At 49.8% G+C, this 24458-nt stretch carries 19 protein-coding genes and 2 pseudogenes; 10 read left to right on the plus strand and 11 right to left on the minus strand.

Features of this window, described 5'->3' with window-relative positions; translation table 11 throughout:
• Nucleotides 1-8 precede the first annotated feature (8 nt).
• The 3 genes from CEK60_RS18700 to CEK60_RS18710 all read left to right on the plus strand — a co-directional run bounded on the left by CEK60_RS18700 (nt 9) and on the right by CEK60_RS18710 (nt 3558).
• Nucleotides 9-899 carry a TniB family NTP-binding protein gene (locus tag CEK60_RS18700; RefSeq protein ID WP_157698054.1) on the plus strand — a complete coding sequence of 297 codons (891 nt, stop codon included), beginning with the start codon at nt 9-11 and terminating at the stop codon, nt 897-899.
• Between the two features lie 20 nt (nt 900-919).
• The gene (locus tag CEK60_RS23060) at nt 920-1981 is read left to right on the plus strand and encodes a TniQ family protein (protein ID WP_157698055.1); all 1062 of its coding nucleotides are present in this window, start codon (nt 920-922) and stop codon (nt 1979-1981) included.
• 524 nt (nt 1982-2505) lie between these two features.
• On the plus strand, nt 2506-3558 hold the full coding sequence (locus CEK60_RS18710) for a hypothetical protein (protein WP_157698056.1): 1053 nt from the start codon (nt 2506-2508) through the stop codon (nt 3556-3558).
• A gap of 118 nt (nt 3559-3676) precedes the next feature.
• Here CEK60_RS18710 and CEK60_RS18715 read toward each other — a convergent pair whose 3' ends face one another.
• From CEK60_RS18715 to CEK60_RS18725, 3 genes are read right to left on the minus strand one after another with little or no spacing between them, the layout of a single operon-like run.
• Nucleotides 3677-4120 (minus strand): TIR domain-containing protein, encoded by a 444-nt coding sequence (locus CEK60_RS18715; protein ID WP_089040277.1) that lies wholly within the window; start codon nt 4118-4120, stop codon nt 3677-3679.
• Nucleotides 4121-4129: 9 nt separating this feature from the next.
• Nucleotides 4130-5560, minus strand: coding sequence for an SIR2 family protein (locus CEK60_RS18720; protein WP_089040278.1), 1431 nt, complete (start codon nt 5558-5560; stop codon nt 4130-4132).
• A gap of 33 nt (nt 5561-5593) precedes the next feature.
• Nucleotides 5594-6088, minus strand: coding sequence for a toll/interleukin-1 receptor domain-containing protein (locus CEK60_RS18725; protein WP_089040279.1), 495 nt, complete (start codon nt 6086-6088; stop codon nt 5594-5596).
• A gap of 300 nt (nt 6089-6388) precedes the next feature.
• On the opposite strand from CEK60_RS18725, the gene CEK60_RS18730 reads away from it, so the two are divergent.
• From CEK60_RS18730 to CEK60_RS18745, 4 genes and pseudogenes are all read left to right on the plus strand, one after another.
• Nucleotides 6389-6718, plus strand: a complete 330-nt coding sequence (locus CEK60_RS18730; protein WP_089040977.1) for a hypothetical protein — start codon at nt 6389-6391, stop codon at nt 6716-6718.
• Nucleotides 6719-7099: 381 nt separating this feature from the next.
• Nucleotides 7100-8101: a DNA-processing protein DprA gene (locus CEK60_RS18735; RefSeq protein ID WP_089040280.1), complete on the plus strand. Its 1002-nt coding sequence runs from the start codon at nt 7100-7102 to the stop codon at nt 8099-8101.
• 40 nt (nt 8102-8141) lie between these two features.
• On the plus strand, nt 8142-9278 hold the full coding sequence (locus CEK60_RS18740) for a hypothetical protein (protein WP_089040281.1): 1137 nt from the start codon (nt 8142-8144) through the stop codon (nt 9276-9278).
• Between the two features lie 123 nt (nt 9279-9401).
• A pseudogene (locus CEK60_RS18745) lies at nt 9402-9552 on the plus strand (transposase); the annotation flags it as partial.
• Nucleotides 9553-9603: 51 nt separating this feature from the next.
• Here CEK60_RS18745 and CEK60_RS18750 read toward each other — a convergent pair.
• Nucleotides 9604-10074 carry an antitoxin Xre/MbcA/ParS toxin-binding domain-containing protein gene (locus tag CEK60_RS18750; protein WP_089040282.1) on the minus strand — a complete coding sequence of 157 codons (471 nt, stop codon included), beginning with the start codon at nt 10072-10074 and terminating at the stop codon, nt 9604-9606.
• 132 nt (nt 10075-10206) lie between these two features.
• Here CEK60_RS18750 and CEK60_RS18755 point away from each other — a divergent pair, with 132 nt between their 5' ends.
• The gene (locus tag CEK60_RS18755; RefSeq protein WP_089040283.1) at nt 10207-11997 is read left to right on the plus strand and encodes an ATP-dependent nuclease; all 1791 of its coding nucleotides are present in this window, start codon (nt 10207-10209) and stop codon (nt 11995-11997) included.
• A complete protein-coding gene (locus CEK60_RS18760) occupies nt 11994-13256 on the plus strand; it encodes an ATP-binding domain-containing protein (protein ID WP_089040284.1) in 1263 nt (420 codons plus the stop codon). The genes CEK60_RS18755 and CEK60_RS18760 overlap by 4 nt, the downstream gene beginning before the upstream one ends.
• 589 nt (nt 13257-13845) lie before the next feature.
• Here CEK60_RS18760 and CEK60_RS18765 read toward each other — a convergent pair.
• The 7 genes and pseudogenes from CEK60_RS18765 to CEK60_RS18795 form a co-directional block, all read right to left on the minus strand.
• A complete protein-coding gene (locus CEK60_RS18765) occupies nt 13846-15633 on the minus strand; it encodes a hypothetical protein (protein WP_089040285.1) in 1788 nt (595 codons plus the stop codon).
• A gap of 85 nt (nt 15634-15718) precedes the next feature.
• A pseudogene (locus CEK60_RS18770) lies at nt 15719-16567 on the minus strand (YifB family Mg chelatase-like AAA ATPase); the annotation flags it as partial.
• An 86-nt stretch (nt 16568-16653) separates the two neighbouring features.
• Nucleotides 16654-17559, minus strand: coding sequence for an ABC transporter substrate-binding protein (locus tag CEK60_RS18775; RefSeq protein ID WP_089040287.1), 906 nt, complete (start codon nt 17557-17559; stop codon nt 16654-16656).
• Between the two features lie 182 nt (nt 17560-17741).
• Nucleotides 17742-19859, minus strand: a complete 2118-nt coding sequence (locus CEK60_RS18780) for a TonB-dependent siderophore receptor (RefSeq protein WP_446718667.1) — start codon at nt 19857-19859, stop codon at nt 17742-17744.
• Between the two features lie 195 nt (nt 19860-20054).
• The gene (locus CEK60_RS18785) at nt 20055-21023 is read right to left on the minus strand and encodes a helix-turn-helix transcriptional regulator (RefSeq protein WP_232471402.1); all 969 of its coding nucleotides are present in this window, start codon (nt 21021-21023) and stop codon (nt 20055-20057) included.
• A 49-nt stretch (nt 21024-21072) separates the two neighbouring features.
• On the minus strand, nt 21073-23208 hold the full coding sequence (locus tag CEK60_RS18790) for a TonB-dependent receptor (protein WP_232471403.1): 2136 nt from the start codon (nt 23206-23208) through the stop codon (nt 21073-21075).
• Nucleotides 23209-23393: 185 nt separating this feature from the next.
• Complete coding sequence (locus tag CEK60_RS18795) at nt 23394-23735, minus strand: accessory factor UbiK family protein (RefSeq protein WP_089040291.1); 342 nt, start codon at nt 23733-23735, stop codon at nt 23394-23396.
• Between the two features lie 360 nt (nt 23736-24095).
• Here CEK60_RS18795 and CEK60_RS18800 point away from each other — a divergent pair, with 360 nt between their 5' ends.
• A complete protein-coding gene (locus tag CEK60_RS18800; protein WP_038479487.1) occupies nt 24096-24434 on the plus strand; it encodes a P-II family nitrogen regulator in 339 nt (112 codons plus the stop codon).
• Nucleotides 24435-24458 lie beyond the last annotated feature (24 nt).

Here is a 24458-nt window from a genome sequence, read left to right on the forward strand (position 1 = left end):
AAATGAATATGGCCCATTTTGATCACCTCAAGCCAGAGATTGCTGAGACACTCACCTGGACGACGGAAGACCGCATTTTTTTCGCTCAGCAAAACCATTGGATTTCCTATCCTAGGGCCAAAGAAATCATGACCCGGCTTGAGGATCAGTTAGCACATCCGCGTGTACAGCGGATGCCCAACACACTGCTGGTCGGAGAAAGCGGGAATGGAAAAAGTACGTTAATCGACCGTTTCAGAGAAAAGCATCCGGTGAAGATTCTTCCCTCTGGAGAACCATTAGCACCTGTCATTGTGATGGAAATGCCTTCCGAACCAAATGAAGGGCGTTTTTGGACTGAATTGCTTCTGTCTTTAAAAATTGCCCACAGAGATACGGATCCCGTGCAGCGTAAGGAGAACCAAGCTATTTCGGTATTAACTTACGTACAAGCCAAGATGCTCATTATCGATGAAATCCACAATGTGCTACATGGAAGTGCCAGACAGCAGAGGCATTTTCTAGGAATGCTAAAGAGATTGAGCAATAAGCTACAGCTTCCTCTTGTAGCCGTCGGTACACGTGACTCCATTCTCGCGCTGCACACCGATACTCAACTCTCAAGTCGCTTTGAGCCGCTGGCACTACCTCGATGGCAGTTAGATGTTAGCTTCTTGCGCCTCTTGGCCAGCTTTGAACGCTTACTGCCATTAGCTGACCCCTCTCAGCTGTCTAGTCAGGATATCGCGATAAAGCTACATAGTATGAGTGGGGGCACCATCGGCGGAGTAGCGTCCGTCCTGAAAAGAGCGACCGTTAAGGCGATCCGAGAAGGTAAAGAACATATAGACGCTAAGCTTCTTGATGACATCGGCTGGGTTAAGCTCTCTGATTATGGCAAGGAGGCGCTCAAACTGTGATCAGAGGGGGCTGGGCTATCATGTTATCACCCGCCAAGAATGAGCTGTTTTCTTCGTGGTTGATGCGTAGCGCCTTTGCTCATGGCCTGACCCCCTATCGGTTTGCTAATTACTGGGCCCCATCTACTCCTATCTGGGACCGTGACATTGATCGTAGTGCCAGTGATGAACTCCTCTATATCATGTCGTGCCACTCTGGCTTTGATGTTGCGTCAGTCGAAAGAATGACGTTACGCTCAATTGAGCAGAGTTTGGTAAAAATTCATCGTCAGGGAAATATCCCCTTTCTTCTGTCCGCGGGGATATCTAATAAGGTGCGTACCCGGCACGGCCTTCAGTATTGCTCCGAATGCTTCAGGGATTATGGGGCCATCTATTATCGTGACTGGCGTTTAGGGTTTATGGTTGTTTGTCCTTACCATGGCGCCATGATGAGCGATGCTTGTCCACGTTGTGATGCGCCATTGATGCCACATCGAAGTACCGTGCAAAGAATGGATCGTTGTACGGTATGTGGGGTGTCGCTTCTTTCTCGCAAGTTACCAACCTTGTGCTGTTCTTCATTAGTGATAGCTTTTCAATCCCAGTTACTGAAGTTAGCGAATGGAACTCCAACTAATTTGCTTCCACAAGCGTCCACCAGTCCGGAAGCTGTGAGTGTCATTCGGGTAATGGCCGGTGTGCTCGCTAATTCGCTACAGCATAATCGACTGAGGCTTCATTACGGCTTGAAGCCCTTCCATTATCCATCAAATCAGCGTTGCTTGTATGAGCTTCAGCGTGTCGCCTATAGGGCTGCAGTTTTGGAAACCTTGGCATATTGGCTTCGTGATTGGCCATCGTCATTTCAAGAAGGTTCAAGTGTGCTTGGTCTAACTCAGAGGACATTCATAAAAAATATAATGCCTGCTTTTTTTGATGAGCAGCTTACATGTCTGCCAGTAGGGGTACGAAGAACGCGCAGCACGAATCAGCTGCCACAAGAGCCTTGTCTAAATCGGTGTCGGCGAACTGAGCTTGTACAGTTTCGCCAGGAAAGAGCTCAACATATATTAAGCTTTTTAGGATACCCCTTTTTGTGAGTCGTAAACCCCACTTGCAGTGTGATGACTGTGGTCGATCCATGCTTAAGGCACATAGGCGCTACAAAGGAAGCGCTTACTGCTCGACATGTTATGCCCGTGAGTTTAAGAAAAAGACTTGCACTAAGTGCGGCGCGTCAGTGAGAGCCCATAAGTATGAACAGAGCCCGGTATGCAGTGAGTGCCTCAGGCTGCACCGCGTCTGCGCACGATGCGAAAAGCCGCTGCCGAAAGCTGATTATGTGATTGGAAATGCTGCATTCTGCAAAAGCTGCTCACCTCATGTGCGAGAAGAGCGTACCTGCGCTCAATGTGGGAATCCTGATAGTAGATGCTCGCCCGCCACCATTGACGGTATGGCGGGGGGTGTCTGTCTGGCATGCGAAAGAAAAAACCGCTCATTTGTAACTTGTGCCGTTTGCCGGCGATATCGCCAGCTTGATCAATATGATGCTGAAGGTCGAGCGGTGTGTAGAGACTGCAGTGGTCCGTATCCAAAGGTTCATTCATGTCCTGACTGTGAGATGAGCACGCCTGGTGGTGGAAGTGCCCCCTGCCCAAGCTGTGCATTAGAACGCAGAATAAAAAAAAGGGTGAACCTGAATCTTGAATTATTCGAAGCTCATTGGTGTAGAACGCTTTTTCTTGAGTTTTGTTCTTGGGATAAACTTCCTAGGCAAGCGGGAAATATGACGATGCGAATAGATAACTATGCGCGTTTTTTTGTCATACTCGAACGGCATACTTTGTCCGTCAGAGGTATTGATCAGCAACACTTATTCAATTTATTCGGAGCTGAAAAGCTCCGCCGTTCTTTTCATGTGGTGAACTTCTTAGTAGAAAAAATTGGCATCGTGTGGGATAACGAAGAGCAAGAGCAATTAATTGAAAATAAAAGAATTAATGATATTTTGCAATGTTGTAAGGAGCAGCCTTGGCATCGTGAGATCGTCACCTATGCAAAAGATTTGAGTGAGAGAATTACTTACAAAGAGACGCCAATCAAACCTTTGACTGTTAGGAACTATTTGCGAGCAGCTATAGAGCTACTGATTTCAGCCAAGGTAACTTCCATTCAGGAACTTCCCGAAGATGCAATCGTGTCTCATGTTAATAATAGGCCAGGGCATCGTGCTTCCTTAACTATTTTTAGAACCTTTGCTAAAGAAAAGTACGCCGTTAATCTAGTGTTACCAGAGAAAAAAAATAAAGGGATAAGTAACAAGCAAAAAGTTAAGAAAATTAAGGCAGTAATAGAAAAACTCGTTTCCACGCCGAACGAGCGTGAGGCTAGAGCTTTAATGCCTGCAGCAATTTCAATGCTTTATCAGTTGCCATTAAAAAAGGTCCTCATGCTTCGCTACGAACACGTGTTGCACTCCAACCGAAAGGTATTCATTACTGTGGATGATGAGCGCTACGAGCTCCTCGGGCCATTGCCTCATTTAATGAAGGAATATCAGTTGGGAGTCGACCCTAAGGCCTTTATCTTTGCCGGCAGAAGCCGTATGCAGCCTATGAGTACTATGACTGTGCGTTATCATATAAGAAAGCTTGAAGCGCTAAAAGGAATGTAAGGTTGAGGGCTTGGCCAAAGTGAGATGATAATTCACATAGGAAGCCCGTAGTGTAAATGGCACTGCAGAGTCTGATGAATCCTATACTTGAGCATAGGGTGTGTCGCCTTAAAATCGTTCAAGGTTTACCAGCAGCCTTGGCAGCTTCTTCGACCCAGACTCCAAGGTTTTCACGACCATTATCTGTATTCCAGCGGTAGTGCTTGTATCCCTTAACCGTCATGCCGCAGAAGGCACTTGTTTGTCTATTGAAATCAGCGATCTTACTAATATCAATAGTCAGCAAGCCGTTTCCACGTTTGATACTCTGCTCTATCTCGTATTTGACCCATTTACTTTTATCAGTATTGGCACCTACAAGTACGACCGTCACAGTCGTGCCGATAAGCTGGGCATCTATCCATGCTTTGACCGTGCTTTCACCTGTGCGTTCTAACTTCTCGAACTCTGCTTTGTCGATGAAGCCAGCTTTAGGGTTGGCATGGATCACGTTACTGTTTCGGACATTCATCGCTCTCTGAACGTCGTCGTACTTGAAGCTGAAGAAAACCTTTCTAGCCATGGGGACTCCTTAGATGAGTCGCAAGAGGAGGAGGATGACTTCTTGAGCGCGTTCAAGCGACGTAGCTTTATCGCCTAGTTCGTGCAACAACGGTGTAATCTTCTTACCATTCTCGTACTGAGATTCTTGATAAGACTTCATAACATCGCTCCACAGTAACTCCGACATCGAGCCTGTGATACCAACAGGAATTACAAAAACTCCTTTCGCTACAGCGATATCGAATTCTTCGCGCATTCCTTCAGAAAGAATTAATTCACCATCTTCCAACTTATTGCCAAACAAAAAAATAGCAACGCCTGCATGAGCGAGCATATTGCGTCGATATTCTGTCCACAGTTCCTTCAGCGGCTTTTCTCCAGTCTTACTCTGTGGAAATGGCCTGAGAATCAACTGATCGTTGTCGAGGCGGCCACCATTCATAACAGTTTGTTCAAGCACACCCGTTATGATCGCGCTCCCTATACCGAGGCCAAACCCTGAAATCACTCGGTACTGTTCTTTGCAAATGGTTCTGCTCAGATGATAAACGAATTGCTCTGATTCGTTCTTGGACCACGGGCTATAGTCATGAGCCGCACCAGAGATGAAGATAGTATTTCTTTTATGACGATGCTCAATGGCACGCAGAATGTCTGTAATTTCAGAAAACTCGTCAACGTAAACTGCTTTGATCCCGACACGGAGCAGCTCTCCTCTGAAAAGCTCTTCCTTGCGTTGGCGGTACTCGAAGTCAGCTAGGTCTTCATTCTCTCCTTTGCTAGCTTTCCTCAGGATGCAGTAGTGCTGTCGTTGATTTCGATTAAACTGAATTCGGACGCGGCTAAGAATATATTCTAGATTAGGGTCGGTGAAACTGAAGCCGAGAAAGAGGAAGGTTTTAGAAACCAGGTCACCGCTTAAAGCGGTAATGAACGGCTGCATATCGACGTGGTAACGCTCATAGTCATCACGGGTCAACACCGCGTCAGCGGCATGCTCGATGTCTCCATGCATCTTATAAACAATTGCATCACGTTTCGGCCGTGTCGTTGCCAATTGCTTGTTGGTATGTTTGATGTCAGCTATCTTTTCGTTTTTTTCAAGAGCTGTTTCAATCAAACGATCGTAATTGGTTGTCCAGTAGGTTGGGATTGGCAGCCTTGCCAGAATCGTGTGGTTCTCTGTGGGCCCCGCCGTCATTGAGAACTCAGTCACCAGTAGCTGGTTGAGTTTTGCTCGGTTAGTCGCATTAACATTTGTGTGGTATTGCGCCAACGTAACCAGGTCCCATTCTTTATCAACGTCTAATTCAAGCTCGTCAGCAATTGGCTTGAGCAAGGACTTCCAGTCGACATAACCTGCTGCTCTCGAAAAGCCTGCACCCGCAAAAATTGCTAGATTTCCTTCTTCTAGCTCTTTTGAAAGGGTGTCAACGAGCCGTAGCTGATCACGTTTCATTCTGAGCTACCGTTTAGGTTGTTGTAGGGAATGTCAAAGATTTCTCAGCCAACGGCCGTTTCCTTGAAGGTCGTATAGCGCTAACCCTCCGTTTGTTGAAGTTTCGATACGGGAATAAAGCTGTAGATATTCATTGCCGTGATGACGACCGGATGAATCGACGGTAGGAACGATAACGATGTTATTGAGGTGCTTCTTTCCATCAGCGTAACCAATCTCCCAAGGGCACCATCGTGATGACATAGAGTTCTCAGTAGCAAGGAAAAGGAACCAATTGGCATTTACAATGGCGTTCTTGATTCGCCTTGCGGTTTCCGCATCAGGGCGTTCCGGCATCTTTTGATCTTGCCAATCGATGTAGAGATCCCATCCTTGTTCAATGAGCATTTGCTGAAGACCTAATGCCAGCTGGTTATCTTTATGGCTATGGCTCAAGAAAGCAGTCGGTTTACCGCTGCTCGGTGATGAAAAACCCCGTTGCTGCCTACGATATGAGGCATTGTTGAGGTCATATTGGTAAATTTCCATACGTTAACATTCCCTACTATTTCTTAGCGTTTCATGAAAAAGTGTCATTATTTTCGTTCATTCGCAAGCTGTTTCTGAGCGTATCCTTATCGCAGGACTGTTCAACGTAATAGGCGGCGATGAAAGGCTTAGTGAATTATGTTGGCCCTAACCGAATGCTGCACATGGGACAGCGGCTACCGAGCTCATTGGGGTTCCATCATTATCTTTTGGTAGGTAGCTAATGGTGTCACCGGATTAGTCAATTCATCAGGTCAATGGGTCTAGGAAATGGATGATTAAATAATGGTGGAGAATCAAATGAAAATTACTGAAAAGGTGGAAATCGATACCGTTACTGATGTGATGTGCGATGTATGCCTATGTTCCACTCGGGGAGCGAATGATGGGCTTGAGTTTGCTACGCTCCAAGCTCATTGGGGATATGGAGCTAGACATGATGGCGAGCGCTACGAACTACATCTCTGTGAAAGTTGCTTTTTTGGCACAGTGACGTATCTAAAACAGGAGCGACGTATACCAAATTTATTCAATGACGAGGTTGGGAAAGAGGCTGGCGAGCAGAACGACACATTTGGCCTAGTCGCTACAGATGACTACTTTCGTGACGACGGAGGAAGCAAGCTTTAACCGTTATCTGTTCTAAAGTGCTCCAAAAAAGCACCAGGATGAATAGGCTTAATCAACGTCATTGCCTCACCGAATGCGCCTTCTTTGCCTAAGCTGCATGAAATGACTAGGCTGTCTTGCTGTAGCTATGAAGCTACCATCGTTATTTAAAATAGCCCAATGTACGTGCTCATAGTGCTTATGGAATAGGATCATTACTCGCATTCCCGAGAATACCAAAAGTTCTAGATTGACCGAGGAATGTCTTTCAGAGCGCGGTGAAGAAGAAAAAGTGGATGTGAAAGGCGCAGTAGGCGCAGGCAAGTTCTTCTGCGAAAGGCCGGATTCAAGTAGTCTCTGGCTATGGATAACGAAAAAAGCGGCTAACTGGGAATGTAAGGAATGGATCGTGGTTCCGATTTTTGGCGTAATGAAGTCGTAGCTTTTCTTGCGCTATCGACTATCAAAGGGGTTGGGTACTGGACGCTATTTCGTCTGATGTTGCCTGCCGGTGAAGGGTTCAAAGACTTTCTTAAAAATTCACCGATTTCAGTTCTTGAAAAAGAGCTGGAGGTATCACTTCTGCTGGACGAAGAAAGCCCTGAAGAGTGGCAGCATAAAGTCTGGGAAGCTGGCCTTCAGCTGGCTAGGGAGCTGGCCAAACATAGAACACGGCTGGTCTTTCGAGATCAGGAGGAATTCCCAGGTAGTCTCAAAGAGACTGAAGATGGGCCGCGTTGGCTATTTATCCAAGGAGATATTCGAGCTCTTCATAATCGTCCAATTGCTGTTGTGGGCACTCGTAAGCCGTCAAAAGATGGTGAGTTCTTGGCTCGCTACGTTGTTGCAGCACTGGCGCACTCAGAGAGAACAGTAGTATCTGGACTTGCATTTGGCATTGACCAGGTTGCTCATCAAGAATCTCTCAGATATGGCTTGCCCACAGTGGCTGTATTAGGAAATGGAATATTCCTGGATTACCCCAAAGGCTCTCAAGAGATCCGTGAGAAAATTTTAATGAATGGCGGGGCAGTCATAACAGAATACCTGCCACATCAAACCTACTCTGGTCAGAACTTTGTGAGGCGAAATCGAATCCAGGCAGGCCTTTCTGAGTTTGTGATTCCAGTTGAATGGAAAGTTAAAAGCGGTACGGCCCATACCGTTGAATATGCTTCGAAATACCAAAGAAAGGTAGTCAATGTATTTCTGCCAGGAACAGCAAAAGTTCGGCCAGAGCTGGATTTTTCGGAGCGTTCTCGCGGTGCAGTATCGTTTGAAATACCTAGGGAAACCGAGCAGCTTTTAGAGTTACTGGACTTGGATGCTTTCCCAGTGAGATTGGAGACCGAGCAATCAAAGGAAGTCGCGGCCGAACCAGTGCAACAGAGTTTGAAAATTTAGGTGAATCCTTGTCCTTTTTTAACAATATGAAAAGAAGCCTATGTTGATAGTAACCTCTCCCAGTGCGCTGCTAATTAACGGTGACCCCGACACATCTATTGCGCAGGTGTTGATCGAAGCAGCTAAAGATGGCCATAAGGTTGGAATTGTTTCAAATAATGCAAAACCGAGCTGGTTTGATGAGCTTTTCGCTGAAACCGGCGTAATATTTAAGCAAGAGTTAGGCCGGCAAAATGGAGGAATTGTTAAAAGAACTGCCGAAAAGCTAAAAATTGCGCCGCAAGATGTCTTAGTGTTAGTTGGCTCGCAAGCTGACATTGCCATGGGCAAGAATGGTAAAGCGGTTATGATTGCTGCGGGCTGGTTAAATGATCCAAGAGTGGCTGAGCTCGGCATTCAGGTAAGCTGTGCAAATTCCTTTAAGGAAACCCTTCGATTAACCTTTGAGTGGGATGGTAAGTGGTGGTTTCACGGTGAAGGATCGTCCTATTCTGTTCACGCTTTTTCCGATCTATCTACTTTTGGAAAGGACTTTGATCAAAAACAGTTTCGCTCGCATTTAACGAATACCATAAAACAAGGAGGGCCACGATTGAATGCTCTGCTTGCCATGGTCGCGAGATCCTTGTTGACTCAAGGTGTCGACTCGTTCCCAAAGCTTTTTTGGGGAGTGTTTCCTTCGTCAGCTAGCGATAACAGTGATAGCGAGGTGCTCAGTGATTTCACGCATCGCCTGAGGACAACCGTATCAACCGTTCGTATGGCGAGAAAGGGAGAGCCCTTATTTATTCGCCATAAGCCTTCTACTAAGCGGTCTACAGCTGGTTCCGGGATAAATCGTCTTGATCCCACCGAACAAGTAGAAACTATTCATTTGAATCCAAAGTACCGCTGCAATCTCATCGGACGTAACGTCATAGTGGTGGACGACTGTACTACCCACGGCGTGTCCTTTGGTGTAGCCGCCGCACTTTTACGCAAAGCAGGCGCTAATTCTGTCACATGTATTGCGCTGGGTAAGTTTGGGCGATCGCTGAGGGACTATCAAATTGATATTACTTCAGATCCATTTCAGCCGCTCAATATAGCGGGAGATGCTGTTCTAAAAGGAAACTCTTTTCTTGATGGGCAGGAAAATGCTTCTGCGCAAGAAGCGCTTAAGGGTTTGCTAGGTTAAAGAGTTTACATCAACGGGTTGTTTGCGGTGGGCACATAAAGGGTCAAGTGAACATGCAGTATGAATCACTCCGGGTTTCTTAGACACCTCCAGACCTTATAATCAAGGTACCCAAAAGGTCCAATGAGCAACCCACGTTATACCGAAGAATTCAAAATTGAAGCCTGTCAAACAGGTGGCCGACCGAGGCCATTCCGTTACCGAGGTTGCTGCTCGACTGGGAGTATCTGGACACAGCTTGTATCCGTGGATTAAGCGCTACTCCAGTGACGCGCATTACGTTAGAGCTGGCACTTGCTTCTTGCAGCTCACGTCAGGATCCGAGCTATGCTACCCCGCCCCAATTCATCGCATGCAGCACCCGGCGGGCCTGCTTAGCACCAATTTCTGTGTCGCACATCATAATAGGAGTCTGCCCGCCCAGTGCCTCATTAGGTCGAGACAGCCAGTCGATCGAGGCCTGTTTGTCTCCGAACATCTCCAAAACGAGCTGACTGGCAGTCGCAATCCGATCAAGGCGCTCAGAGGACACCGAATCCAGTCTCCTATGCTTTCGTAAATAGCGGTCTAGCTTCGTAGTAGATGCGGAGAACAGTAACTTAATCTGATTATCTTGTAGTTGAAAAGTCACGCGCACTGTTTGGTAAACTCCGACTGAGAATCCATCATGAATACTCTTCAAACGCTGAGATTCGGTGCGTGACCCCTGAGTTTTAATGAATTTCCAGAAATTAGTAGTCTGGATTTTATGCTCAATATTTTTCAGGCTTTTAGGCGATGATTTTGCTTCCGCCATGATCTACCTCGTGAAATAGTGATTCAAGTACCGTGAATTATAAAATGTTTAAGGTGTTACTTCTTTGCTAGTGTGGGGGGCGATCCTGCGGCTAGCGTCCTGACTCACAACACCACAACATAAGGGGATTCAATGAGAGTTGCCACACTTAAGCTTGAAAATTTTCGCGGAGTCCGCACTGGATCTATCCACTTTGGAAAGCACCCAGTTTTTGTTGGAGATAACAACACTGGTAAAACAACGCTAATTGAAGCACTTACCCTTCTTTTGGGGCGGGACAGGCTGGTTCGGGAGCTAACCGAGCATGACTTTTACGGTTCATGTCCCCAGCCAGCCGATCGCATCAAGCTTGTAGCCACCATCACTGATTTCCCAAATGACGATCCTGAACAAAGTAGTCAGTGGTTTCGAGAAGGAAGAGCAGTTGTCAAATGGCTGGATGAGGCCACTGGCATGGTACATCCTCTTCGAGAAAGCGAAGCCTATAAGCTATGTTGTCAGATCGCGGTCCAGGCTAGGTTTGATCACGACTCACTCGCAGTGGAGGTGCTTAGGTATTTTCATGACCACGATGAGCCCGTAGATCCATTCGCGGAGGACGCCCCGGCAGCAGTCCCAGGAAAGCTCATCCAGGAACTCAGCTTTTACCTCGTACGCGCAAGTCGTACTTGGGACAAAGTCTTTTCGTGGGGCAATGAGTTGTTCAAGCGCACTGTCCTTGCAGCGGCGGCCCAGCCTGCTGCTGCATTGCTGGCTGAGCGTGATCGTTTAAGGGCCCCCGACCAGCCAATCGATGCTGATCCAGGTATCGAACCGCTGATTCAGAATCTCAACGATGAATTAGCCCTTTCCTTTCCCAATTCGCCTCAGGTCCGCCTTCGGCTGACTAGAACTGATAGTCGCTCTGTAATGGAGGCAGTGTCTGCTCACTTCTCAACTGAAGATGGGTTCAACATACCCGCTGCAAGACAGGGTAGTGGCTTGGTTTCAATGCAAGGATTGCTTTTGCTGCTTGAGTTGGGACGAGCCCGTGCAGCAAGCGGTGGCGAATTTCTGATGGCGTTAGAAGAGCCTGAAGTTCATCTTCCTCCATCGGCTCAGCAGCGGTTGGTACAGCGTGTACAGGCACTTTCGACCCAAACTTTTGTGACCACTCATTCGCCGCTGGTGGCCAGCATGGCCGACCCCACATCTGTGTTGATTTTAAAGAAGCAAGGCGGCGTTCTATCAGCCGAGCCATTTCTCGAGGCCCCTCTCCCAGCTACGGCTCAGAACTGGCAGCGCAAGTTCTTCCAGCATAGCCGGATTGATGTCCTGAGTGCTCTTATGCAGCCGTCCCTGCTTGTTCCTGAAGGCAGATCCGACTTTCAGTTACTTCGATGCATCTTGAAACCCTTGATGATGACCGCTGGCTGGGTCGATTCAATGGCCCGGCCTTTTAGCATTGAGGTTGGCGTCGTTCCAACCGAGGATGCCAAAGTAGTTGAAACCCATCAGTTCATGGCCCGAGTGCACAGTCAAGTATGCTGTCTAGTAGATGGTGACGAGGAGGGACTGCGCTACGTAGATCGATTGCAGGCGACCTCAACACCCCCTGCTACGGTTATTCGATGGAACGATGGGGCCATGATCGAGGATGCGATCGGTTGGATTTTGGCCGCAGACGAAGCTGCAGCTGTTACCGAGCTGAATGCTCTAGGCCACGTAAAGTCTCAGACCGCAACGGACGTCGTGAATTACCTCAAAGCAAAGAAGATGGATATTATTGCTTATGAACTGGTAGCAGAGGCAATTGCAACTACGCCACCATGTAGAGCGCGCGCTGCCGACCTGCTCTCTGGACTTGCTTGCGCTTGTGTTGGGTCTAGTGCGACACAGCGTTTCAGCCAAGATGACAATAAAGTGTGGGTGTTTCAGCCATGACAGTTCATGTATTTACTGGAGGAGCCGGCTGTGGCAAGACGTATCATTTGATGAAATCACTGCGCGATCATCTGGAGGTAACACCTTTGAGCGAGGGGCAGAAGGTCTTGGCATTGACCTTTATGCATGGCTCCCGTCGGCGCCTGGAAGAGCGGCTAGGACAACTGCACCCCCTAAAAGTACGAACGGACTGCTCAACGATCGATAGCTTCGCTTGGCGTTTGGTTCGGCGCTGGTTGTCGCTCGCAAACGCACTTGGATTTGTAGACATTGAATCTGACCAATACGAACGAGTGTGTGATGCTGCCGGAGCACTTTTACGAATCAAGGAAGTCTGCAGTTGGGTGGCAGCCACTTTCCCTATTCTCTTGGTAGATGAAGCACAAGACTTGACGGAAAATCGACTTCACATCGTTGAAAGATTGGCCAGTAGGCTTGAGGTTTTTGCTGCTGCAGATGAGTTTCAATGCCTCAGAGAGGATCTTCGTCCGAATCCAGCCTGCGAGTGGCTCTCTCAGGTGGGTACTGTGAAAGAACTCACTCAACCGAGACGCACAAACGTCCAAGAGCTACTCGATGCGGCTAATGAAATTCGTAAGGGAAAACCTCCTGTATCTGGGAAGGTTTTCAAGGTTTCATTGACTGCGAAACCTCCGCTCGCTGGTGCTTGGATTAATGGAAATCTGCATTGGTACGGTGGAAGAAAGAGTGTTGCAGTGATCACGCCTACACTAGGCACATTCGCGAAGGGGGCGGTGAAATGGGCTGCTGAAAATAAGACTAAAAAGGGTTCCGGTCCTTATTCGATTTTGTGGGAAGAATCGGAGTCCAAGGCTGCATTGAATTTCCTGAGCGAAATTCCTCTGCAGGACGTAAATGATATCTCGTCCGCTATCGCTCTCCTAACTGCCGCAGGTGATCATCGAGCTACACGTGACTTGGCCGATTGGATGGATATGCAAAGAAGAGCTCGAGCAAAGACTTCTTTTTCCAAAAATGAAATTGAATTGGCGATTAAGCAAGGGTTCGCTCAACGACGTCACGCTAGAAAAGATAATGAAAGCGGCTGGAGAGGTATGACGGTTCACGGCGCAAAGAACCGTGAATTTGACAATGTAATCGTTCTTTGGCCTGCAGCTGTTGGTGGAAGCGACGATCAAAAACGTCGACTTTTATATAATGCAGTGACACGTGCGAAAAAGCGATGCTTGGTGCTCGTGCAGGCCAAGTCCTGTCTTGAACAAGCTCCATTTAAATGAACTTTAGATCGGTCAAAGTCGATTTGAAAGACAAGTCCTGTGAGCCAACTAAGCGTGCACCTTGCGGTAGGAGGCTACAATAGCCATGGGCGTAAAAAAACTATGTCAGATCCCCTGGGCAGTGGCTTGTTCAGTTTTTAAACGGTATCCTCTGCTAGATACACATTAGAAAGCAGTGTGCGTAACCATTCCTCAAAGTAATGGTGGTTATTCAATGTGAATGCTCTAAACCCTTGAATGAGTATGTTTTTAAAGATTCTTCATCCTCGATTTTTTGGGCTTTTGTGATCGGCGCTGCAGCTCTAATTTATATAACTTTTATTCCAAGACACGTACTCTAGTTACTAACGAACCACTAGGCACCTTTTTCAGAGCACCAATGTAAACCCTGTTAGTTATTGGAGCGTCGGTTCGTCGTTGAGCGAGTCGGCCAAAATTCTTTGACAGTACAAAAGAGCGGATTTGATTAAAAGGGATGACGGTTGTTGGCAAGGCTACTTGCGTAGCCATTTCCAAAAACCGTACCCTTGTATGCTGTATTATCGATACGTTTCAACTTAATGGTATGTTGAAAAGGTGCTTTAGTGTTTTAGACACCTGTGAGCGTCTTTAAAGCGTTGGTGAAGCTTACATGGTTAAGGGGCTTTATAAATGAGCTACTATTTTGTTTTTTATAGTATGCGTGTACCCATGTTTTCATATCTAACACTCCCCTGGATGCTCGGATTTTTCTTTCAGCGCTCTTTAAGTTTCCTCGGTAAAATGCAATGTGATTTATAACTCGTTTAATAGTTTCTTGATAGTTGTCTTCTGCTATTTTAAGCAATAACGTGCAGTATCCACCCTCGTTTTCTCTACATTCAATTTCAAGAAGAAATATCTTTTCCGCGTTATATTCAAAATGATAAACTAAAATGCTTCTACGTACTAGACCTGTTAATGTGACCCATTTGCCTCTTTTATGTTCTTTTTGATGCTCGTCTATAACCCTTTTCGGTAATGGCCAAGTCAAAATATTATCTCTAAAAAGACCACCTTGTTGCGGCTGATAGCAATGCAGGTTATTTATTATTTTATTTTCGTGAAGCAGCTCTAACATTCTTCTTAACTGGATAAATCGATAAGGCATGTTTTTTTGAGCTACTTGTTCTGCAGAAACCTCTTTTGTTACTGTTATTCCATGCGTCGTTAATCCAGAAGTACCATGCTTAAAATCCTTTTTTTCAATGGGTGTTACTTTTCCTGAAAGATATTTATAACTAACTTCTTTTTCAATTTTTCTTAGCTCTGGTTTGTTTTTCCAGTCGACTCCTAAAGAGAAAATTTCATCAAGCCCAGAATTGGCAGCAGGGTCTTCTTTAGAAGATATTGATACTTCATCATCTTTCGAGGCATTGTTATTCTGGTTAGCACTAGACCAAGGCTCACTTTTATCTGATTCTATAATATCTTTTGCCGTATTACCACTGTTGTCACGATGATGGTGGATTGTCAAGTTACTATAGGGCCACGTCGCGGAAATGATCTCCCAGCACAAATGCTTTTTGGGTTCTGATTGTATTTGAACTGAGCGGACTGAAAATCGGAAGTTTTTAACTAAAAAAGGAATGCTTGCATATATATAAGACTCACCAGTTGTCTTTAAAAAATTAGCGTAAATAGCATTGGCCGTTTGTTTGCCATGTTCAGAAATAGTGAGATTCGCTGCATGGTCAGCAAGCCCATCTTTGATTCTCTTTCTTAAAACCACCAACCATTCGTTATCAGAAATTTTTCCAGTTTTTTGGGTGTTAACAATATTTTCCATTGTTGTCGCCCATGGCCCTGTAGTTAGAGCTAGTGCGAACTGAGAAGAAGGCGCCATGAGAGCTCTAAAAACCTCGTGGCAAGGGATTATATAGGTACTTTGTGCTTGCTGAATTACAACGCAGTGGCTGTTGGAAAAGTCTTTTCCAAGACTGTATTCTGACTGCCCTATCCAACGGTATGGGTACTCATCTTTCCACCAACTTGGCCTTTCAAGCATGATGTCTTTTGCTTTAACAATTCTTGTACTTTTATCTGTCAAATCTGCATTAATATGGATGGTTTGAGCATTAGCGCGGCCAATTAGACGCCCATTTTTGTATATGCTACCTAAAACAAGCTCGGGCACCATTCCCGTGTGTACGCGTACTAGGATCTCTTCACTTAGGTTGGCAGGCTTGCAAATTTCTTGTTTGGTTGGATTCGAGCTGACTGGACACAACTTGACGCCAACAGAGGGGGTTGATGTTCGTCCCTCATAAGACAGGTACCCATCTACCCACCGTACCATCCAGTGGCGATCATCGTGGGGAAATTCTTCAAAATTAGTGATTATGTTACGACTAGACATGCAATTATTAGCACCTTTTTTTTCCTAAGTGCAGTATGCCAGTCGTGCAGTTTTTTGTTTAGTCGTTTTTATTAATGTAATTCACACCTCCACCCACTAACGCGGCGGCGCTGGCGCTGTGGTGGGGCTGGCGAAACGGGCGCTGGCCCCAGTCTGCTTCAAGCGGTAGCCCACAGACTGAACGTACAGCGGCCACTTGTAGCGCATCGTCTTCGCAAAGCGGCGGCAAAATGCCCGGTAAGCGGCTGGCGAGCATGGTTTTTCCGGTGCCAGGAGGCCCTGCTAGCAGCAAGTTATGGCCACCAGCGGCCGCCACTTCCAGTGCGCGGCGTGCCTGCTGCTGGCCGCGAACGTCGGCTAAGTCGGCAATGGGGGCCGTGGACCTCACCGAGGCAGACAGTTGGTGGGGCGGTATTTTCTCTTGTCCCAGCAAGTGAGCAACGACCTGCCATAGGGTGTCGGCAGGTAGAACCGGTAAGTCGCCCGCTAACGCGGCTTCGTCGGCACAGGCGCGGGGAATAATCAGTGCTTTGTTGACGCGCCGTGTGGCGAGAGCAAAGGGTAATACGCCGGGCACGGCGCGTAGTTTGCCATCCAATGCCAGTTCACCTGCGCACTCCATGCCTTCTAGCGCATCTACTGGAATCTGGCCAGAGGCGGCCAGAATGCCGAGTGCAATCGGCAAATCGAAGCGGCCGCCCTCTTTAGGTAGGTCGGCGGGGGCAAGGTTGAGGGTAATGCGCTTGGTGTTGGGGAAATCAAACCCGGCATTGATGAGCGCGCTGCGCACCCGCTCGCGGCTCTCTTTGACGGCGGTTTCTGGCAGACCCACCAGCGTTAGTCCCGGCAAGCCGTTGGCTAGATGTACCTCGACATGCACGGCGGGTGCTTCCAGCCCAACCCCTGCGCGCGTGGCCACAATGGCTAGTGTCATGGCGCCCCCTCGCTAGTTTTTTATTCCTAACGTAACCCTACGTTAATTGGAACGTTTAAAAATAGCGTGTGCCTGGAAAACTGACCTTAGTTAACAGTTGAGTCGGTTACTTGAGCTGGGCTGCCTGCCGACAGTGCAGCAAACAATTCCCTTGCAAAACGCTGGGCGGAGGGCAGCGCGCCGAAGCTCCATACCGGCGGTAGGCGAACTATCCTGTCATACCTGACGCTGGGGAGTTGCTGCCACAGGCCGCTGTTTGCGAGCTGCTCTTCGGCTCCGATGGGGAGTGGGTCGATGATCACCAGCGTTGCTTCTGGATAGCGCGCCAGCGCTTCAATTCCTACCAGTGCAAATCCCCAGGCATTGGTGGGTTGATCCCAGGCATTGGGGAGGTCGAGCTGCTCCAGCACGGCGTTGTATAAGCTGTTTTCCCCAAACACCCGCACGTGGCGGGCATCCATAAACTGTACCATCAGCAGCGGCGCAGTTTCAGACTGAGAGAGGGGGCGAGATTCGCGCAGCGTGGTCATCAACGTTTGGGTCTCTGCAATAAGCTGCTCGGCCTGGGGCTGATGCTCGGTTAACTCGCCCAGCTCACGGGTCAGGGTTTGCATCTCTTGCCAGGTATCGGTGCCGGGCGAGTAGAGCGAGAATGAAGTGACCGGGGCAATGCGCTCCAGGCGCGGTGTCAAACCGGCAAACATGGGCGAGATCAGCGTCTGTTCCGGAGGCACTTGGGCCAGCAGTTCTAAATTAGGCTGGGTGCGTAGTCCCATATCGGTGGCAGTGTCGGGTATCTGTGGCTCGCCCACCCACTGGTGATAATCGCTCTGCTGAGCAACGCTGCTAACCGGCGCATCAATGGCCAGTAGTGTTTCCGCGATGGTCCAGTCCACCGTGGCCCACTGCGCCTGGGCAGTAGAAACGCTCAGCATACAAACGGCGAACAGCCCGCAGCGCGCGAGCAAAGAGAACAGGTTAGTGTGGCGCATGGTGGTGAGAGGCTATCCAGAAAATAAGAACTGTATTTAAACGATAATATTTATTGTTTGCAAACTTGTCTTCAAGGAAAAATGCCCAGGCTGAGTGGCCTGGGCAGGTGGGGTTACAATAAATTAATAATGCTTAGACAAGGGCTTAGATAAGTGCTTGGAACGTCGCTTAGCACAAGCGTTTAGAAACGGTAGTGAACGCTGGCGGTCACACCGCGCTCGGCGCCGAAGTAGCAGTACTCCAGCGAGTTACAGGAGGCCACGTACTCCTTATCCAGCAGGTTGTTCACATTGAGGCGCGTTTCCACCCCTTCAACGCCGAGTTGGCTTAGATCGTAGCCAATGGTGGCATCCACCAGGGTGTAGTCAGGGACGGTTTCAGTGTTGGCTCGATCGGCGGCAATATCCGCATAGTGGCGTACGCCAACACCGACATCCACGCCGTTTAGCCAGCCCTTATTGGCCTCGTAGTGGCCCCACAGCTGTACTTGGTGGCGCGGGGAGTAAATCGCGTTGTTACCCTGGTTGCCATCATCGCTTTTGGCGTAGGTGATGTCGGTGAAGCTATAGCCTGCCTGAACCGAGAGGGTATCCGTTAGCTGGGTTTGTGCTTCCAGCTCCAGTCCTTGGGATTCAATTTCACCTACCGCGCGATAAGGGTCGGATGGCTGCACCTTGGTCGCGACGTTCTCTTGGCTGATATGGAACAGCGCCGCGCTGAATTGGCTGGCGCTGCCGTTAGGCTGGAGTTTTAAGCCGGCCTCCCACTGTTCGCCTTCCATTGGTTGAAGCAGGTCGCCACTCTCATCCACAAAACTAGTAGGGGTGAAGGCGGTGGAGTAGCTCAGGTAGGGCGCTACTCCATTGTCAAACAGGTAGACCACACCGGCGCGGCCGCTGAACTGGGTATCGCTAAGTGAACTGGTGTCACCGCTATCGCGGTTGGTATTGTCGATATTCACCCAGTCGTAGCGGCCGCCTAGCGTGAAGCGCCAGTTATCGACGGCGATTTGATCCTGTAGATAAACGCCGGTTTGATCAATCTCGTGGCGCTCACGGGTAGGTGCGTAAAATTCAATCGGCCCGCTGCCATAGACAGGATTAAAGGCATTGATGGGGTGGAAATACCCAGTGGGCCACGATACGTCGTTTTCCCGCTGTTGATAATCGACCCCGACAAGCAGTGTGTGATCCATAAAGCCGCTGCTGACGGTGGCTTCAAGCTGATTGTCGATAGTCCAAGCTTCCAGGGACTCATCACTGCCAGAATAGTAGCGGGTTAGTTCATCAGAGGTAGGTGACGTCCAGCCATAGCCGTAGACTTGATTCAGCACCACATCGGAGTTGAGATAACGCATTAACTGGCGGCCCGTTACGTCGTCATTAAAGCGATGTTCCAGGGTATAGCCAGCCATGCGCTGAGTACGCTCGTAGGCGTTGTAGTCAGCTTCGCCATCAAAGAAGTTGTTACTGATCTGCTTGCCGTTTCTGGGTACTACCGCTCCTTCATAGGGCACGCCGGAGTGGTAGCCGCCTTCGGGTTCATCCTGTAGATAGGCCTCAACCGTTAGGCTGGTGTCGTCGGTGATATCCCAGGTTAGCCGCGGCGCAATGGCATAGCGCTCCTCTTCGGCGGGGCCAAACTGGGTGTCAGCGGTGCTGGCAATGCCGGTCAGGCGAAACGCTACTCGCTGCTCTGCGCCAATCGGCCCAGTGAGGTCAAAGGCGGCACTGCGCTGGTTATTATTGCCTACCCGAAAACGTAGCTCACCGCCTGGTTCAAACTCAGGGCGCTTGCTATTTAGCGCCACCACACCACCCGGTGAGGCACGCCCATAGAGCACCGAGGCAGGCCCGCGGACTACTTCAATGCTGTCTAAAAACCACGGATCGATGCGCATACTGCTATGGGAGTTGGCATCGCCCATCACTTTAAGACCATCTAAGAAGGTGTTGCTCAAGCTGCCGTCAGAAAAGCCCCGTAGTACCAGGTAGTCGAAGCGGTTGGAGGCGCCCACCTGATTGCTGTAAACACCGGGCGTATAGTCGGTGGCGCGCTGAACGGTGTCTACCCCACGGTGTTCCATTTGTTCGCGGCTAATCGTAGACACGCTTTGCGGCGTTTCAATAAAAGGGGTGGCGACTTTAGTGGCCGCCTGCTGAGCGGTTACCGTCACAGTGCCTAGCGCTGTACTTTCCAGAGTACTTTCCTGCGCGCTTGCCTGAGCGTAAACCGAGGGTGCCGTGAGTGCCGCGATGACAGCGGCACTGAGTGGAGAGCGTAACAAACGGCGAGGCATAAAAGACATGGGGGTGTACCTGCAATGAGAAGCAATTAACTAATTTGTTAATGAGAATTATTGCGTTTAATTGCTTTGGAAAGGTATGCGCTATGACAAAGAGGTTATGCGTGCTGCCAAAAAATGCAGAGTAGGGGAACTTACGGCAAGACGTTATGGATAGTACGTTATGGGCTGTACGTTATGGATAGTACGTTAGCGACACTTGAAGACCTCATGCGGAGTGACACCAAAGGCCCGCTTATATGCCGTAGCAAAGTTGCTAGCGTGGCGGTAGCCGCAGGCGTGGGCAGTTTGCTGCACGCTATAACCTTTGCGTAAGTACGCCTGAGCTTGGGTCAGGCGACAACGCCGTAGGTAGTCGAATATCGAGCAGCCGTAACAGCGCTGGAACTTGGTGCGTAGGCTACTAGGGCTCATGGCGGCATTTCGAGCCAACTGCTCCAGCTGGTAATTCTGGTTGGGATAATGTTCGAGCTGCTGGCGCAAGCGCTCCAGACGTTGGTGATCGCGATGAGAAAGGTCCGGAGGGGGGCCATCTTGTGTGTTTTTGTCGCCGGTTTCCAGGCAAGCGGCAGGCAGGCCATGAGCGAGCAACTGGAATGCGAGGCCTTGCCATAATAGGCACTGCCGTTCTGCTGACCAGTTCGAAGCCAGTGCTGTTTCTAGGCTATGGCGAAGGAGCGGCGGTACTTGCCAAGTGTGTAGCACTGGGGTGGCTGGAGGGGCGACGTTAACGGGCGAGGAAGAGAGAGGCTCGAGGCCATCTAGAATCGATACGTTGAGGGTGCGTAAGCGTTGTGGTGCAGGCTGGAAGACCTCAAGCCCGGTCTGCTGGTTGAAGTGTGCACTGAAGGCGTCGCCAGCCTGTAATTGAAATGACTGGTGGCCGAGCCTCACGTGGATGCAGCCCTCAAGTATCACACTGAGAAACCACGGAGCGGTACGACGGGAGGTGGAGGCATAAGCGTGCAGAACATCAAGATCTGAGTGCGTCACGCGTAGGGCCGGGGTGATCTCGAAATCGATCACACGCCCGCGAGCCACGTAAGGCGATGGGGAGCGGTCGGGCGCTTCGGGAAAGCGGTAATCGATCCCGAAGCGCTGACCAAGGGCCAGCAGGTCATAGGTGGTGAGTGGCGCGAGTGTGTCGAGTGTCGCCATTCCCATTCCCTCGCTGTTGAGCGGCTGCCTGCGAGTAGCCGGGCGGTGCTTAATACGCCATCGACCAGTTCAGGGTGTAAGTACGTCCGCGCCCTTGATAGTCGTAGAGGTATTCTGGTCCGTAGTAGGGCGAATAGAACATAGCGGCCCGCTGGCCCCAGACGGTGGAGTACTGATCATCGAGTAGGTTCTGTATGCCCAGACTCACGGTGCCAAAATCGGTCTCCTGGCTGAGCGATAGATCGAGGGTGGTGTTGCCGTCGATCTCACGATCCGCGTCGTCTTTCAGATCGAAAGTATGGCTGGCTTGCAAGCGCGCCGAACGCACGTAGTCGGTCCAGCCGATAAAGGCCGTTGAAGAGGAGAGCGATGCATAGCGGGCGTCACGCTTCTCCCACTCCCCTTGGCTGTTCTCCTGCTCGGAACGCACTAAGTGTAGGGTGCCGCCGACCTCCAGGCCGTTGTCGAAGTAACGGGTTACCGCGCTCTCTAGACCAAAGTCGCGTTTCTTTTCGTCCACTACGCTGACGCTCAGATCCTGGGCATTCTCTACTGCCTTGTCCGACCAAGCGTAGTAGAGTGCCGTTTGAGCCATCCAGTTGCCCCCCTGGTAGCGCCAGCCTAGCTCCACCTGATCTGTCTCGATGGCAGATAGAGGGTTGTTATCGACACTCACCTCGGGGCTCTTGCCGTAGTATTTGGCGGGATCTGGCAGCTCGAAGCCCTGGCTAAACTGCAGCCAGTTCTGGTGACCGTTGCCGTAATCGTAGAGGGCGCTGGCATTCAATAGCGTGGCTTCGTAATCGTTCTTACCGCCGGGAATACCCTGGAAATCGCCCACTTCGACATCCATATGCTGCTGCCGCAACCCTGCGGAGAGCTTAAGCGCCTGGGTGGCCTGCCAGTCACCTTGGACGAAGCCCGAAAGCCCGTCCACCTGATAGCCTGGATAGCGGGGCTCAACGCCCGAAGCCTGCTGCACCAGACCACCGGTGGCATCCGAGACATCGGTATCGAACAGCATCTGGCTGGCATCGAATTTTTCTCGATCCAGGTCGAGGCCGTAGGTTAACGAAACGTCATCACCCAGGCGCGACTCAAACAGCGCTTTAATACCGCTTAAATCAGTGTTCTGTTGCGATGCGCGAAACTGCAGGCCATCCGAGACAGGGTAAGGAAAGGCCTGGAAGCTGGATTCCTCTTCTCGGTGGAAGGCCTGTAGATAGAAGTTTTGCCCCCACAGGTTAGCGTGGTGGTAGTTGACGTTGACCAGCTTGCGGTCGGTTTCCGGGTCGCGCTGTGAACGGTAGCCGTCGCGAATCTCGGCATCGTTCAAGTTGGGCGTGGCTGCGTCGAGGTTGGGAAAGTAAACCCCCCGGTTACCTTCGTAGCCGGAACGATACAGCTGGGCGCCCAGTTCCAGGCTCTGTTCGTCGGTCAAACGGAACGAGAGGTTGCCCAATACATCAATGCTGCGATTGTCCTGAAGGTCGGTCTGGGCAATATCAGGAAAGATCTCCTGACCGCTGCCGTCATAGTGACGGCCGTTGTCCACAATGGAGGTACCCAGATAGCCCTGAACCCGCTCATTGCCGCCGCTGATCGATTGCGACAGACGTCGATCCATATCATCGCTGTTGTTGAAGCCTGTGGTGATGCCAGCTTCGGTGCGCCAGTTCAGGCCTTCTTCGCCTTTACGCGTAATGATATTGATCAAGCCCCCCGTAGCACCGCCGCCATACAGGCTGCTGGCGCCGGAAAGCACTTCTACACGCTCAATATTGAAGGGATCGATGGCATCGAACTGACGGGAAAGCCCACGCGAACTGTTCAGAGATACGCCATCGATAAGCACCTGCACGCCCCGACCACGCATGTTTTGCCCATAATTGGTGCGCCCTTGCGGTGCCAGATCCAGCCCCGGCACAAGTTGCCCCAAAGCCGTCTTTAGGTCTGCACCATTGCGGGTCTGCTGTTGCAGCATCTCTTTATCAATCACCCATACCGCGCCAGGTATTTGACTGATCTGGGTTGGGGTGCGGGAGCCAACCACCACCATGGTATCTCCAGCGTTTGCGTTTAGCGTGGATCCAGACGTTGTGTTTTGGGCGAAAACATCGCTGGAAAAGCCTAGTAATAGACCCGTGCCAATGAGTGCAGCCGTTGAAGAAGACCAGTCAGACATGGTGAACAATCCGCAAGCAGTTAGGGAGTAGGAGGCGGAGAGTATCACCACAACAATCAAAGTCAATGATATTGATTCGTGTTTATTAAGTGGGTGTAACGCTCTTTACGTCATCAACATCAACGTATTAAGCCACCACTTAGTCGGCAATAGGCGTCGTCAACCTATTGCCGTCCGTTCTGGATTTAGGCGGGCTTGTCATCCTCTGAACCATCACTGTTCGGTTCAGGAGCGGGGGTTGGTGGTGCTTCTGCTTCAATGGGGGAAGGACTCGTTGAGGTAGACGCTTCCACGGCGGCCTCAAGGCTGGCCACTTGGCGCTCTAGAGCTTCAACGCGTGAGCGGGTGCGCTGCAATACATCCATCAAAATATCAAAGTCTTCCCGTGACACCAGCTCCAACCTGTCAAAGGCACCACGCACTACCTGCTGTACGCCTTTTTGAATATCTTCCGGGGCTTGGGAGGCGTTCTGTAAACGATCCCCAATTTGCTGGGCTAAACGGCTAATGCGATCTTGAGGCGCCATCGCTCTCTCCTTAAATGACCACGCATAAATGTGCACTGCTTACTAATAAGGATACGCAACCCGCCGTCGATGCGCATGCATCGTTTGCAAATTAGCCTCTGGCCTCTCTTTATCGGCGGGGTGCATCGAAGGAGTGCATCGAAATAGAGCGCCGCGTTTTTATTCATGTTCTTTTATGGTGCAAGCGGGCAGTGGCGGCGGCTACTAAGTCTTCCTTGCCACCGAAAAATCTTAATTTTTATAAAACAAACTGCTGACTTATAAGAAAAAAAAGTTGGGTGGCACGGTATGCGCATTAACGAGATAAGCAGTTAATTCGGGCGGCGCTGCCGCTACCTAATCCAGCAGGGGAGATCCGGGATGAAACTCATCACCGCTATCATCAAGCCATTCAAACTTGACGACGTTCGTGAAGCGCTCGCTGACAACGGCGTTCAGGGCATCACGGTGACTGAAGTTAAAGGCTTCGGTCGTCAAAAGGGGCATACCGAGCTGTATCGGGGGGCAGAGTACGTCGTCGACTTTCTACCCAAGGTAAAAGTTGAAGTGGCCGTGGACGACACCCGGTTAGAGAGCGTATTGGAAGCGATCTGTAGCGCAGCTAACAGCGGCAAGATCGGTGACGGCAAGGTGTTTGTGACACCGCTTGAAGACGTTATTCGGATTCGGACAGGCGAACGCGGTGCAGACGCCGTTTGAAGCTGTTTTTTCGGATCATTTCTA

The sequence above is a fragment of the Halomonas sp. N3-2A genome (genome assembly GCF_002216165.1).
GTDB lineage: Bacteria > Pseudomonadota > Gammaproteobacteria > Pseudomonadales > Halomonadaceae > Vreelandella.